Source organism: Pseudomonadota bacterium (assembly GCA_022361155.1).
Lineage (GTDB): Bacteria > Myxococcota_A > Polyangia > Polyangiales > JAKSBK01 > JAKSBK01.
On sequence record JAKSBK010000455.1, the window covers coordinates 1 to 12,312 of the forward strand.

Annotated in this window: 11 protein-coding genes; 3 read left to right on the plus strand and 8 right to left on the minus strand. The window is 66.3% G+C overall.

The genetic code is table 11. From position 1 onward, the window contains the following. Nucleotides 1–25 precede the first annotated feature (25 nt). A complete protein-coding gene (locus MJD61_17195) occupies nucleotides 26–397 on the minus strand; it encodes a hypothetical protein (protein ID MCG8556998.1) in 372 nt (123 codons plus the stop codon). 228 nt (nucleotides 398–625) lie between these two features. Further along, nucleotides 626–1,423: an RNA 2',3'-cyclic phosphodiesterase gene (gene thpR / locus MJD61_17200; GenBank protein MCG8556999.1), complete on the minus strand. Its 798-nt coding sequence runs from the start codon at nucleotides 1,421–1,423 to the stop codon at nucleotides 626–628. Between thpR and thiE the strand changes: the two genes are divergently transcribed. Then, nucleotides 1,422–2,066, plus strand: a complete 645-nt coding sequence (gene thiE, locus MJD61_17205; GenBank protein ID MCG8557000.1) for a thiamine phosphate synthase — start codon at nucleotides 1,422–1,424, stop codon at nucleotides 2,064–2,066. The two genes, thpR and thiE, sit on opposite strands and share 2 nt — an antisense overlap. Here the strand turns inward: thiE and MJD61_17210 are convergent. From MJD61_17210 to uppS, 6 genes are all read right to left on the minus strand, one after another. Further along, a complete protein-coding gene (locus MJD61_17210; GenBank protein MCG8557001.1) occupies nucleotides 2,030–2,758 on the minus strand; it encodes a Fic family protein in 729 nt (242 codons plus the stop codon). The genes thiE and MJD61_17210 overlap by 37 nt on opposite strands. 458 nt (nucleotides 2,759–3,216) lie before the next feature. Then, nucleotides 3,217–4,794 (minus strand): ATP-binding protein, encoded by a 1,578-nt coding sequence (locus MJD61_17215; protein MCG8557002.1) that lies wholly within the window; start codon nucleotides 4,792–4,794, stop codon nucleotides 3,217–3,219. Next, nucleotides 4,794–5,432: a hypothetical protein gene (locus MJD61_17220; GenBank protein MCG8557003.1), complete on the minus strand. Its 639-nt coding sequence runs from the start codon at nucleotides 5,430–5,432 to the stop codon at nucleotides 4,794–4,796. The genes MJD61_17215 and MJD61_17220 overlap by 1 nt, the downstream gene beginning before the upstream one ends. A 62-nt stretch (nucleotides 5,433–5,494) precedes the next feature. Next, entirely contained in the window at nucleotides 5,495–7,126 is a 1,632-nt protein-coding gene (locus MJD61_17225; GenBank protein ID MCG8557004.1) for a BamA/TamA family outer membrane protein, read from the minus strand. Between the two features lie 43 nt (nucleotides 7,127–7,169). Then, complete coding sequence (locus MJD61_17230) at nucleotides 7,170–8,006, minus strand: phosphatidate cytidylyltransferase (protein MCG8557005.1); 837 nt, start codon at nucleotides 8,004–8,006, stop codon at nucleotides 7,170–7,172. Next, complete coding sequence (gene uppS, locus MJD61_17235) at nucleotides 7,999–8,769, minus strand: polyprenyl diphosphate synthase (protein MCG8557006.1); 771 nt, start codon at nucleotides 8,767–8,769, stop codon at nucleotides 7,999–8,001. The genes MJD61_17230 and uppS overlap by 8 nt, the downstream gene beginning before the upstream one ends. 147 nt (nucleotides 8,770–8,916) lie before the next feature. Here uppS and MJD61_17240 point away from each other — a divergent pair, with 147 nt between their 5' ends. Then, complete coding sequence (locus tag MJD61_17240) at nucleotides 8,917–9,870, plus strand: DnaJ domain-containing protein (protein ID MCG8557007.1); 954 nt, start codon at nucleotides 8,917–8,919, stop codon at nucleotides 9,868–9,870. Nucleotides 9,871–10,032: 162 nt separating this feature from the next. After that, on the plus strand, nucleotides 10,033–11,982 hold the full coding sequence (gene bioF / locus MJD61_17245) for an 8-amino-7-oxononanoate synthase (GenBank protein MCG8557008.1): 1,950 nt from the start codon (nucleotides 10,033–10,035) through the stop codon (nucleotides 11,980–11,982). The last annotated feature ends 330 nt before the right edge of the window (nucleotides 11,983–12,312 follow it).

A 12,312-nucleotide genomic window follows, 5' to 3' on the forward strand; every position in this document is an offset into this window, starting at 1 on the left:
CGAGCGGCCCGTCGGCCCACTGCGGCTAGGCGGCGTTCGACAGGATTCGCTCCACTCCCAGCACCGAGCCGCCGAGCTGTGCGTGTGCGTCGCTCAGACCTCCGCAGCTCGACAGAAACAGGCGATGCCCTTGCAGCTCGAACTCGCGCACGTCCACGTTGGGCTCCGCGGCCAGCTGGATGCCCTGGTGCGGGCCGTCACCCAGCACGGGCGCAACCGCGCCGAGCTCCTCGCATTCCGTGTCGTCTCCAGCCCAGGCCAGCAGCAAACCGTCTTCGGTGCTCAGCGCCAGGGCCCGCAGGCTCGCTTGCTGCTTGGTGGTTTCGAGCTGAAATCGGAGTGCGATCAGCTGGTTGTTGCTCCTGCGCTTGCGGCGCTCTACGCGGCTGGGGCTCATTGCGTGACCTCGCGTTGCAAATGGGATTGAAGGTGAATGTAGGGCAATGTCCGACCCCTTGTCCAAAAAGCCGCAGCTCCCATCGCCTGCCCCAAGGCAAGCTTGCGCCGTCACGGGTTGGAAGCCCGTAGCTCGCTGCGAGTCGCACGGCGGACATCGTAGACGCCCACGTGGTGATCTGCGCCCGGCGCCACAGCGAGCCGATCCTCACGACCGATCCCGACGATCTCAGGTGCCTCGATCCGAGCGCACGTTTGATCGCGTGCTGACAAGGCGCGCACGCGCCAGGGGTTCGTAGCGCGGGCCTTCGCGTCGAAGCACGCTCTGGTACAACGTCACGACACCGAGCTCACAGCTTCCAAGCTCGGCCCGCTCCAGGTCAGGGCGGCCTTGGATCACGTCGCTGAGCATTCCCTTGGCGCGGCGCACACGTCCCAGGGTCAGGTGCGGGTGAAAGGCACGGGTTTCGGGCGGCCATCCGAGCTCGGTGACCCGTTGTTCTATCTCGCGTGCGAGCTCGGTCAGCGCGTCTGTGCCGAGCGTGACCCGGGTGAACAGCACCTTGGGACGTCTGGGAGGCCCAAAGCTGTCCAGACCCGCGAAAGTGACCCCCGGCGCCGGCCGACTGGTCAGCCCAGCGAGGAGCTTGGCGAGCGCTGGAAGCAGCGCCTGGCCGGTCTCCCCCAGAAAGCGCAACGTAAGGTGCATGGCTTCGGGTTGCACCCAGCGCACGACCCAGTTGGCACGTTCGCAGCCGGCTCGCAGCGGGCTTTGTAGCCGCTCGACGCGTTGTTTGAGCTCGGGATCCAGATCGAGCGCGATGAAGGTGCGCATGGAGCAACGCAGCCAGAGGTGGTCGGAGCCTGCGAGGTGGGCAGTTCTTTCGCGGCGGGTCCTGAGCAACCACACGTGCGGCTTGGATGATGCGCCGCGCGGGCTTCGCTCACCTTGAAGGAGGTACTTCGAGGCCGCCTGGGTCGCAACCGGTCGCAACCCCGGCCTGGACGAGCTACACGTTGCTGCCATGACGCGACTCCTAGGGCTGCAAGGCTGTTACGCCATCGTGGATCCGGAGCATTGTGGTGCCCGAACGCCCGAGGACGTAGCGGCGGCCGTGCTGCGTGGCGGCTGCCGAATGCTCCAGTTGCGGGTCAAGCGCATGGGGGACCGCGCCTGGCTCGAGCTGGGTGGGCGTGTGAGAGCGCTGTGCCGCGAATCAGGAGCCTGGTTCGTGGTCAACGATCGGCCCGATCTCGCCCTGCTGCTCGACGCCGATGGCCTGCACCTCGGGCAGAACGATCTACCCATCGCGCAGGCGCGCCGCCTCGTGGGCGCCCTGCCGATAGGAATCTCCACCCATTCGTTGGCGCAGGCCAGGGAGGCCGAGGCGCAGGGAGCCGACCTCATCGGTTTCGGCCCGGTGTTTGGCACGAGCAGCAAGCGCGAGCCGAACCCGGAGGTGGGTCTCGCGGGGCTCAGCGAGATCTGCCGGCGTGTTTGCGTGCCCGTGGCAGCCATCGGCGGCATCAGTCCGTGCAGGGCCCCTGCGGTCGCACGTGCCGGGGCGCGTTTCGCGTGTTCCATTGGGGCCCTGTGCTCGGCAGCCGATCCAGAACAGGCAGCACGAACGTTTCAGAGTGCCTTTGCCCGCGCGGGCGAGCTGAAGTAACGGATCGCGGTCTCGACCGAGTTCGTGAGCGCTTCGTGGACCAAGGCTGCCAGCGTGTCCGAGCTTCCCTTCAGCGCCTCGTAATAGCGCTGTCGATCGGTTGCGTGGATCACCGCCGGCGGATAGCCCTCCCTGAGCAGCAAGAAGTTCATCAGCAATCGTCCCAGCTTGCCGTTGTGCTTGGCAAAGGGGTAGATGTGCAGGAAGGTATAGTGGGCCTTGGCGGCAACGCGCGCGGGGTGAGTATGCCGTTTGGTCTCGAGACTGCCCACCCACTGCATCAGCTGGCGCATCTTGTAGCCGATCTTCTCCGGCGGTGAGATCTCGTGGAGATAAAGCCGGTGCAGCGGCACGTCCTTGCGATAGCGCGGCGGCCCCTTGCCCTCGCCTTCTTCGGGCGCAAGGATCAAGAGCAGTTTCTTGACCAGATCGAGATTCAGTTCTTTGCGGTTTCCAGCGGCCTGACGCACCCAGTCAATGGCGGTCTTGTGTTGGCGAACTTCGTCGTAGACTGGCAACATCGAACTGCTGTCGGCCAGCTGGCTGCGAAGTGCCTCCTCGAGCTCGGAGGTGCTGTAGACCAGGCCTTCCAAGGCGCTGTCGTGGTAGATCCATGACATATCCAGCCGGCGATTGAAATCTGCCAGCGTGGCCTCGTCGACCTTGGATTCCAGCTCGTTGAGCTGCGCCACCCGCGCCTCAATGGTTCCAGGTCGCGGTATGCGCACCGGCCCTGCCTTTCTGGTTAGGGCTCGCGGCAAAGTAACCTGCCCACCTCACAGGCTCCAAACACCGCTGGCTGTGCTGCTCCTCCTCGAAATACCACCAGCATTCCTCGTCGTCGCGCCTTGCCAGCGACGCCCGGTCCTCTGCGATCTGCACAGGTTATTCTGCCACGAGCCCTTGACTACAGATTGCCGTCATCCGCGCGCGCCCTGCTACGCCAGGCTCACGGGGGAGCGCAAGCTAGCACAGTCGCCGCGGCGGGGTCAAATCGAATGAACGTAAGCTATTGAAATAATGTGGGAAATCGCTATTTCATTCGAGGGAGCGTCAGGATTGGAGCCAATCCGGCCAACGTCGCTTCGGCGGCCCGCCAGCTCCTCGAGTTGAGTGCTCTTTGGGGCTCCTCGCTGCTGAGAACCTGTGCTCAAGTCGAGCTGGAAGCGGAGGTTTCGGGCTCGGCCAGCGGCAGCACGATCCGGAAGATCGCCCCGCCATCCGGCTGGTTCTCGCAGCTGACTTCCCCAGCGTGCTCGAGCACGATCTTCTTGACGATCGCGAGTCCAAGCCCTGTGCCCTCGCGACGTGTCGTGTAGTACGGATCGAAAATCGTCGCCAGGTCCGCTGTCGGCACCCCCGGGCCGCTGTCGGAGACTTCCAGGACGGCATGCCGAGCCTTGCGAAGCGACCGCAGGACCACGTAATGAGCACGCCGCGGCTGCGCGCCGGCGCGAATCGCCTGGGCGGCGTTGCGCACGAGGTTGTCCAGGCAGCGTCTGAGCATCATGGTATCGATGCGCACCGGCAGCCGTTGCCGACACAGTTCGCAGCGAAGCTGCACGTCGAGAGCCTGGCTGCCCGACTCGGGCGTTTGCTCGAGCACTGCGCCCAGGGACTTCTCGCAGTCCCTCAGGAAAGCGTTGAGATCGGCGGCTTCGAGCTTGGGCTCGGGCAGCCTCGCAAACGCACTGAACTCGCCCACCAAGCGGCGCAACGTCGCGACTTCCTCCTCCACGATGCTCACTGCTTCGTCCAACCGGCGCCGAAACACCTGATCGTTGCCCTGGTAGCTGCGGCTGACTTCCTGGGTAGCGAGCTGGATAGGCGTCAGGGGATTCTTGATTTCGTGGGCCAGCCGGCGCGCAAACTGCTGCCATTGACCGATTCGTTGCAGGTACTCGATCCGCTCTCGAGACAGGCGCAGATCACGCACCATCAAGTTGAAGTCTCGCGTGAGTTCCCCGATTTCATCCTTGGCGTCGGTCGGCACCTCCACAGTCAAGTCGCCTGCACCCACGCGCGTCGTAGCCTCGGCGAGCAGCGCCACGCGGCGCGTGACTCTTCGCGACACCACAAAACCCACGCCGAACGCGATCAGAATCACGCTGAGCAGGAACGCCGTGTATACGATCAGGTAAAAGGCCGATACCTCGCCCGTGCCGGCCTGCAGGCGCGAAAACACATCCACGAGCTCACCGGCGCGCCGGTAATCCTCGAAGGGCGCTATCGGAGTGCCGACCGTGATCTCGAGCCGTGCTGCTGCCTTCGAGCCCTGCCGTGCTTGCGGCGAGGAACCGAGCGTGCGCGCGAAGCGCAGCAGCCGCATGCTGTGTGGATCGAGTCGCTCGCTGCGCTGCGCCCTGGCAAGCAGCCGCTCGTTCGCGGCGTCCCACACGGCTACGGCTCCCAGGTGCGGGTGGCGTGACAGGAAGGACTCGATGACCGCCTTGATGCGAACGCCGTCCGATGTTCGTACCGCTGCTCGCAGCTCCCAGTGATCTGCGAGCGCGTCGGCGGTCATGGCAGCGCGCTCGCGCAGCGCCACGAAGTGAGCTCGGTAGACCTCGAGCGAACGTTCCAACTCGCTACCCACTTCTCGGTTGACTCCCACTTCGTAGGCCTCGCGCAGCACACCGCGGCCGAGGATCAAGGCGCCCGCCAATGGAACCAGGGCAACGGCTGCCATGGCCAGCACGATCTTGCGCTCGAAACGGCCCAACGCCATCAAGGCACCGAAACCACGGCCGAGCGGTAGCGTCGCGTCCGCTGGGCGGATCCGATGCGCCGGTTGACAAACATGCTGACAAAGGAGCCAAAGAACGCGCTGCGCTCGAGCTGTCCGCCGGCGCCCGGTCGAGCAAGCCAGCGACGGATGCGCTGCAGCGTCGCAGGGGACAAGGGGTTCAGCTCGACCACGATCTCGAAAAAGACGCGCTGGCCGCGCACGCGAGCGAAGTCGCCCGGGCGCCCGATGCGCAGCTTGTGGAAGCGCAGACAGCGCTCGATCACCTTGCCTGCGGATCGTTGCGACCAGGTTCGCGCGTGTTGCGTTCCGCGTTGCTGCTCGACCCGGTACTGCTCCTGCCACAGATCGTAGACGATGCGGCAGGACGCGAGGCCGACAGAAACAGGACGCTTGGCTCCGGGAGTGTAGGCCAGTACGCGCGTCACCAAGGTTTGGGCCAGTCCGCTTTCGAGCTTGTCGGCAACCGACCGGTCGACGAAATCCACGACCTCGAAGCTGAGCTCGGGCGTGGCTGCATTCCAGGTCGTGACCACGTCGAGCAACAGGGGTCGAGACGCGCGGGCCACCGGTGCTGTGGCGCCAAGCGCAAGCGCGAAACAAAGCCAGGCCTGCGCCACGCATCCGGATTCGGATCCCCCGGACAAACCTGTTTTCAGGTGGGGCGTTCGCGCTGAACGAATCACGACGAGTCGCCCGACTCCAGCAACGGGAGAAAGCCAAGGACGTTGGAGAAGCCCAGCTGAAACAAACCGATCGCGGTGTCGACGCGAACGCCCAGGTCGAAGGTCAAGTCCACTGGAACGCGTGCCAGTCCTTCGTAGCCGGGCACTGCGAAGCGCAAGTCGTTGCGTTGCGCGAGCGCGTACAGGCCAACCAGCGCGTAGGCGTCGATCGCGTATACACCTTCGCCTCCTCGCCGCAGCGGCAGGCTGTATTCCAGGTCGATCCTCCCGGCAACCTGCTCCTTGCGCATCTCCGCAGCGGTGGTGCCAAGCAGGTCCGGTGGACTGCGGTGATCCAGGTTGAGTTCGAGCAGCCGGGAGGGGATCAGGTTGCTCAGGTCCGACGCGTAGAAGTGGTAGAAAAAGGGCGCACCTCCAAAGACGACACCCGCGAAGGCGCCGACGCGAAGCACGTGCCCCCACGACAGCGGGCTCCAGAGCTCGGCCGATGCTTCGAGCCGCGTGAAATCGTAGCTGCTCCCGAGCAGGGCGTCGCTGAGCATGCCCCGGAAGCGCAGGAGCTGACCGCGAGCCGGCAGGCCCGGATCGTCCCTACGATCGTAGATGAGCGACATGACCACACTCGAGACACGGCTGAGTCCGTTGTGGATATGGAAGTCGATCGGGACGATGTCGGCACCGCGTGTCGTGCTGGCCGCATCGGGCTTGTCCCGCACCTGAATCAGCTCGCCCCGCCAATCAAGCGCGTAGCGAAGCGAGGCGGTGATGTCGTGACCAGTGCCCACTGCGAGACCCCCGCGCCGGTAGATGACGACGGCGGTTTTGGATTTCACATCGTCCGGACATGGCACCGGCGGCGGCGGGCAGCGGATGCTGACGAGCGGAGTGCCTTCCTTGCCGAAGAATTCCCGGGCGTTGTTGAAGAAGACCTGTGCAGCGAGCTCGTAGCTCGTGCCCAGGAAGCGTGGATCGGTGTAGCGCAGCTCGAACCCGTACTGCGCGCTCGACACCACGGCCGTGGCTGCCGCGCCGATGCCCAAGCCGAACAGGTTGGTCTCGGCCACTCCGATGCCTGCGTACGGTTCCAAGGCAGGTCGCGATTGCGACCTGCGCACGACCTTGGACACGCCGGCGGTGCCCCGTTGAACGATGAGGGTGTTGCGCTCTTCGACTTCGACGACCAGCACCACCCAGCCTCGCTTCGAGCCACGCCGCAAGCGAAACCGCACGTCGTGAAACCAGCCCGTACCGAGCAGGCGGAAGCGCATGGATTCGACGTCGGGATCGTCGACGTCCAGCGTGTCTCCGGGACGCAGCGTCAGGTATCGGCGCAGAGCACGCTTGCGGGTATGGTGGTTGCCCCTGATTTCGATGCGCTCGATGAAGTAGCGGATCCGGCGCACGGACGCCGGGTCGTCGCCGGTACCGGAGGTCGTGCTCGTGGCCGGTCCGGCCTGCTGCGAAGCGTCAGCGGAGTGGTCGCCGGCCGCGCCCGGGGCGGCCTGCGCGCTCTCGGAGGCGACCTGCGCGCTCTCGGAGGCGACCTGCGCGCTTGCGCCAGCTACAACCAGCCACCACACGCCAGCCGCCCACACGCAGGCGCCACGCCTCAGAAGATCCGACGACACGCGGTCATGGTACCCGCATTCGAGGCGGCCAAGAACCGAGCGGCTACAGCACCGTGGGCCACTCGACGTAGGCCCAGGTGAGGGCAGAGGTGAAGAGCAGGGCATCGATGCGATCGAGCAGGCCACCGTGGCCTGGCAGCAGGCTTCCGCTATCCTTGACGCCGCTGCTTCGTTTGATGAGCGAGATACATAGATCCCCCGCCTGACCGACCGTTCCTGCCGCGACGGCCAGCGTCAAGGCGCCGGCGAGCGACAGGGACGGGAGGAACCAGAAGTGCGCGAGCAGCGCCCCGGTCAGGCTGCCCAGCAGGCCGCCGACCGCTCCTTCCACGGTCTTTTTCGGCGACACGATGGGGTAGAGCTTGTGTTTTCCAAACAGCCGTCCAGAAAAATACGCTCCCGTATCGGCGAGCCAGCTGAGCAGCATGACAAGCACGAGCCACGCACCGCCGCTTTCGCGCAGGAACAGGAGCCCTGCCGCTCCGAGCAGCCCGCCGATGTACAACGGGCCTGCGATCAACCAGCCCATGCGCGTGGCGGCTCCGTCGATCGGCTCTGGACGCGCCAGGGCAAACAAGGCGCCGGCGATGGCCGTTGCGACGAGCGCGAGCGGCAAAAGCGGCGTGGCGGCGCCGTAGAGCACGGCCGTGAAGAGCGTCAAGGTGGCCAGTGCTCCCCAGGCCTGCAGCAAGGGCTGGCCGGGCAGCGTCATGGCGAAGAGCTCGCGCGCAGCGAGCACGGTGATGAGGGACAAGAAGGCGAGAAAGGCCCATGGAGGAGCTCCAAAAAGCAGCCAAAGCAGGACGGGCACGGCGACCGCGGCGGTGGCCGCGCGTTGGGCCAGGTTGCTGGGTCCGCGGCGAGCGCCTTGCTCAGGCATGGACGCGGGCCCCGTCTCCGGGATCGCCCGTATGGACATCGTCGGAGGCCACGCGGCCGAAGCGTCTGTCGCGGCGCTGAAAAGCCTGGATGGCGGCGTACAGGTGCTCTTCCGCGAAGTCCGGCCACAGCGTGTCGCTGAAGTACAGCTCCGCGTAGGCTGCGCCCCAAAGCAGGAAATTGCTGATGCGCTGCTCGCCACCGGTTCGGATCAGCAGATCGACCGGTCCTGCGCCAACCGAGGGAAGCTCGGATGCGAAAAAGGCCTCATCGACGCAAGCCGGGTCGATTCTGCCCGCCGCCGCATGCTGCGCCAGCCGCTTGGCGGTGTCGGCGATTTCCTCGCGGCCGCCGTAGGAGACGGCGAGCTGCAGGGTCATGCCTCGCAGGTCGCGGGTCTCGGCCACCAGGGCTTCCAGCACTTGACCGACGTCGGGCGGCAGCCGCTCCACGCGTCCGATGGTCTTGACACGGATGCTGGTGCGCAAGATCTCCTGGCGCTCCGAGATCAAGAACTCCCGGAACAAGTCCATCAAGGCGCGCACCTCTTCGGGCGGCCGGTGCCAGTTTTGCTCGCTGAAGGCGTAGAGGCTCAGCGCGCTCACGCCGAGCTTGCGGCAGGCACGCACGGCCCTGCGCACGGCCTCGCTGCCGGCGCGATGACCGTAGGTGCGCGGCTGTCCCAGGCGACCGGCCCACCGTCCGTTGCCGTCCATGATGATGGCGATGTGGTGGGGGATACGGTCGACACGGACAAGCGGCATGGTGCAAGCCCCGGGGGTTGCGCGCGACTAGCACGGCCATGGCTGGGCTTCAAGACGGGGAGGTTGCGGCAACCCGAGCGACTGTACCTGAAAAAACGCCTGAAAACCCGACTTCCTGGGGCCTGAACGGTTACGTTAGAATCGGCCATGGCTGAAAAGGACCTCTACGGCGTGTTGGGGCTAGCTCGCGGCGCGTCCGACGAGGAGATCAAGAAGGCATACCGGGAGTTGGCGCGCAAGCTGCACCCGGATCGCAACCCAAACGACAAGCAGGCCGAGGAGCGGTTCAAGGACGTGGCCTACGCAAAGGAAATTCTTACAAACCCGAAGAAAAAGAAACTCTACGACGAATTCGGGCACCTGGGCCTACGGGAAGGGTTCAATCCTGATGCGTACCGGCAATACCAGTCGTGGGGAAGCCGGAGCGGAGCTGGGCCCGCGGTCAATCTCGAGGATCTGCTCGGGGGGCGTGGTGGTGCGGCGAATTGGCGCGAGAGCTTGCAGGATCTGTTCGGGGCGTCGGGGGGGTTCGAGACCATCTTCGGCGGGCAGCGTGCAGCGAAGCGCCGAGGGCAGGACTTGGTGGCGCCGATTCGAATCGGCTTTCTCGAGGCAGTCCGGGGAACGGAGAAGGAAATCAGCTACGGCCTCGGTGGGGACAAGGGAAGCCGGAGCCTTAGAGTGCGGATTCCGGCGGGAGTCACCGACGGCGGGCGCGTACGGCTGCGGGGTCAGGGGCTGGATGGGGGGGATCTCGTGCTGCGCGTTTCCGTGGAGGGGCATCGGTTTCTGACACGGGAGGGCAACGACCTGCATCTCGAGCTGCCGGTGACCGTGGGGGAGGCGTATCGGGGGGCCAAGATCAGGGTCCCGACCCTCGAGGGGGAGGTGACCTTGCGCATTCCTGCTGGGGTGCAAAGCGGGGCGAAGCTCCGGTTGCGGAGCAAGGGAGTACCTGCGCACGGGAAGGCGGGTGTAGGGGACATGATCGTGCACGTGCAGCTGCGGTTGCCCGGCGGGGAGGCGAGGGAGCTGGGGGAGCTGGTGGATAGGATGGAGGCGGCGTACGAGCGGCATCCCCGAGAGCACCTGGTCCTGTGAGGACTGTTTCACGTGAAACACGCCCGCGCAGAGGCCTACGCACGATCACATCCCCAGAGCCTTGGCGAGCTCCCCATCCTGGGCTGCGTCCACCTCAACGCGCCGTCAGAATCTTCCTGTGACTGTTTCACGTGAAACACGCCCGCGCAGGGGCTCCACCTGATGGACTTCGACTCCTGGGTGCGCGCCGACCTTACGGCGCTGCAAGAGGCCGCCCTGCTCCGCACTCCGCGCGAGCTGGCCAGCCCACAGCAACCCGAAGTCTGCATCGACGGCCGCCAGGTCCTTTGCTTGTGCTCCAACAACTACCTTGGCCTGGCCACCCACCCCGAGCTCGCTCGGGCCCTCGCAGCCGGAGCACGCGAGCACGGTTCGGGCGCCGGAGCCTCGCGGCTCGTGTCGGGCACCCTGGCACCGCATCGCGCCGCCGAATCCGCCCTCGCGGCCTTCGTTGGAACTCAAGACGCCTTGCTCTATGCGAGCGGCTACGCCGCCAACGTGGGCACCCTGGCGGCCCTGCTAGGGCCCGACGACATCGTGCTCAGCGACGCCCTGAACCACGCCAGCTTGATCGATGGCTGCCGTCTTTCAAGCGCCCAGATTCGCATCTACCGCCACCTCGATATGCAGCATCTGGAGGCCCTGCTGCGAGCCCACCGCGCCGAGCACGCCCGAGCCCTCATCGTGAGCGAGGCCCTGTTCTCGATGGACGGTGACTGCCCTGACCTTCCCCGCCTTCATCACCTCGCACGCGACTACGACGCGGCGCTCTTGATCGACGAGGCCCACTCCATCGGCGTGCTTGGACCCCAAGGCCGGGGCCTATGCGCCGCTCACGCCCTGCACCCCGACATCCTGATCGGAACCCTGGGCAAGGCCCTGGGGCTCGCGGGCGCCTTCGCCGCCGGCACGCACGAGCTCCGGAAGCTGCTTCAGACCCGAGCCCGCAGCTTCGTCTACTCCACCGCCCCACTGCCCGCCCTGGCCGCCGCCATCCCGAGCGCCTTGCAGCTCGCCCTGCGTGCCGAGCACCCCCGACAGCGCCTGCTCGACAACGCGGCCTTGCTGCGACGCCAGCTGCGATCCGCTGGCTATCGGGTCCCCGAGGGCAGCACCCCCATCATCCCCGTCCTCGTAGGCGAGCCGGCGCGGGCCCTAGAGCTGTCCGAGCGCCTGTTCGCGTCTGGAGTCTTCGTGCAGGCGATTCGTCCGCCCACGGTTCCTGCAGGTACCAGCCGGCTGCGTCTGGTCCCCATGGCCAGCCACACCCCGGAGCAGCTCGCGCGCGCCCTCGACGCCTTCCAGCAACTGGCGGCCGAGCCCTCGTTTTCAGCGCATCCACCGGGACCGCAGGAGCCCAGCGACGACAACGCCGCTGCTGTCGAGCTCCCCACAAAGGCCGGACCCCGCCTTGCCTATTTCGTCACCGGCACCGGCACCGGCATCGGCAAGACCTACGTCACCCGCGGTCTCGCCAGAGCCATGCGTCGCACCGGACTCCGCGTCGCCGCCTTGAAGCCCATAGAAACCGGCTGCGACCCCGCTCCCCGAGATGCCGAGGCCCTGGCTCTTGCCTGCCAGCGGCTGGAGCTGGCGCAGGCTCCCGATCTGTACCGTGCACGGCTCGCCCTGTGCCCCCACGCTGTCACCCTGGAAACCGCCCAAGCCCCACCCGACATCCCCGCCCTGGCGAGTTCTGTGCGCCGTTTCGCTAGCAACGCAGACGTCGCCCTCGCCGAAGGCGCCGGTGGGCTCTTTGCCCCTCTGGACGCTCACAAGTGCGTTGCCGACCTGGCCGCCGAGCTCCGCTGGCCGCTGCTCCTCGTCGCGCCCGACGGCCTGGGCGTGCTTTCCCACGTGCTGTCTGCGGCCAGCGCAAGCCGCCGCCACGGCCTCGAGCTGAGCGCCCTGGTGCTTACCTCCCACCTCGCGCGCCCCAACGATCCCAGCCTCGAAACCAACGGCCGCATCCTGTTCAAGCGACTCGCCGTACCCGTCTTCCACTTCCCACACGCCCGCGACGACGACGACGCTCTTGCTCACGCGGCCGAGCAAAGCGGCCTCGTTGATTTCGTAAGCCAGCCGCTGACCCACCTCGCTCACGAGCGCTAAGGGCTCGTGACAAACTGAGCGCGGGAACCACCGCCTGAAAGCGGTGGGTTCGGTGCGCGCCCGTCGACTGCAGTCGACTCCATGGGCGCGCGGTTTTTGAACCCGTCATCACGGCCGTTCGAGGCCGCCGCCTTTAGGCGCTGGTCATTCACGAAACCAAGTCAAAACCCCCGCATTCATGCGGGGGATGGTCCGCTTCGGCTACGCCTCCTGAAGGCTTCGCCTAAGCTAGCACTCACCGCGGGCGTGTACGCTGCGGCCATCATCGACCCGAGTCGCTTCAAGTCCGGTCGGGACGTCGGCGCCTACCTCGGTCTGGTCCCTTCGCTC

What these genes read in the sequence shown, in the direction of transcription:
- MJD61_17195 (MCG8556998.1), bottom strand. Translation starts at nt 397, where the DNA reads ATGAGCCCCAGCCGCGTAGAGCGCCGCAAGCGCAGGAGCAACAACCAG.
- thiE (MCG8557000.1), top strand. Translation starts at nt 1,422, where the DNA reads ATGACGCGACTCCTAGGGCTGCAAGGCTGTTACGCCATCGTGGATCCG.
- thpR (MCG8556999.1), bottom strand. Translation starts at nt 1,423, where the DNA reads ATGGCAGCAACGTGTAGCTCGTCCAGGCCGGGGTTGCGACCGGTTGCG.
- MJD61_17215 (MCG8557002.1), bottom strand. Translation starts at nt 4,794, where the DNA reads ATGGCGTTGGGCCGTTTCGAGCGCAAGATCGTGCTGGCCATGGCAGCC.
- MJD61_17230 (MCG8557005.1), bottom strand. Translation starts at nt 8,006, where the DNA reads ATGCCTGAGCAAGGCGCTCGCCGCGGACCCAGCAACCTGGCCCAACGC.
- uppS (MCG8557006.1), bottom strand. Translation starts at nt 8,769, where the DNA reads ATGCCGCTTGTCCGTGTCGACCGTATCCCCCACCACATCGCCATCATC.
- MJD61_17240 (MCG8557007.1), top strand. Translation starts at nt 8,917, where the DNA reads ATGGCTGAAAAGGACCTCTACGGCGTGTTGGGGCTAGCTCGCGGCGCG.
- bioF (MCG8557008.1), top strand. Translation starts at nt 10,033, where the DNA reads ATGGACTTCGACTCCTGGGTGCGCGCCGACCTTACGGCGCTGCAAGAG.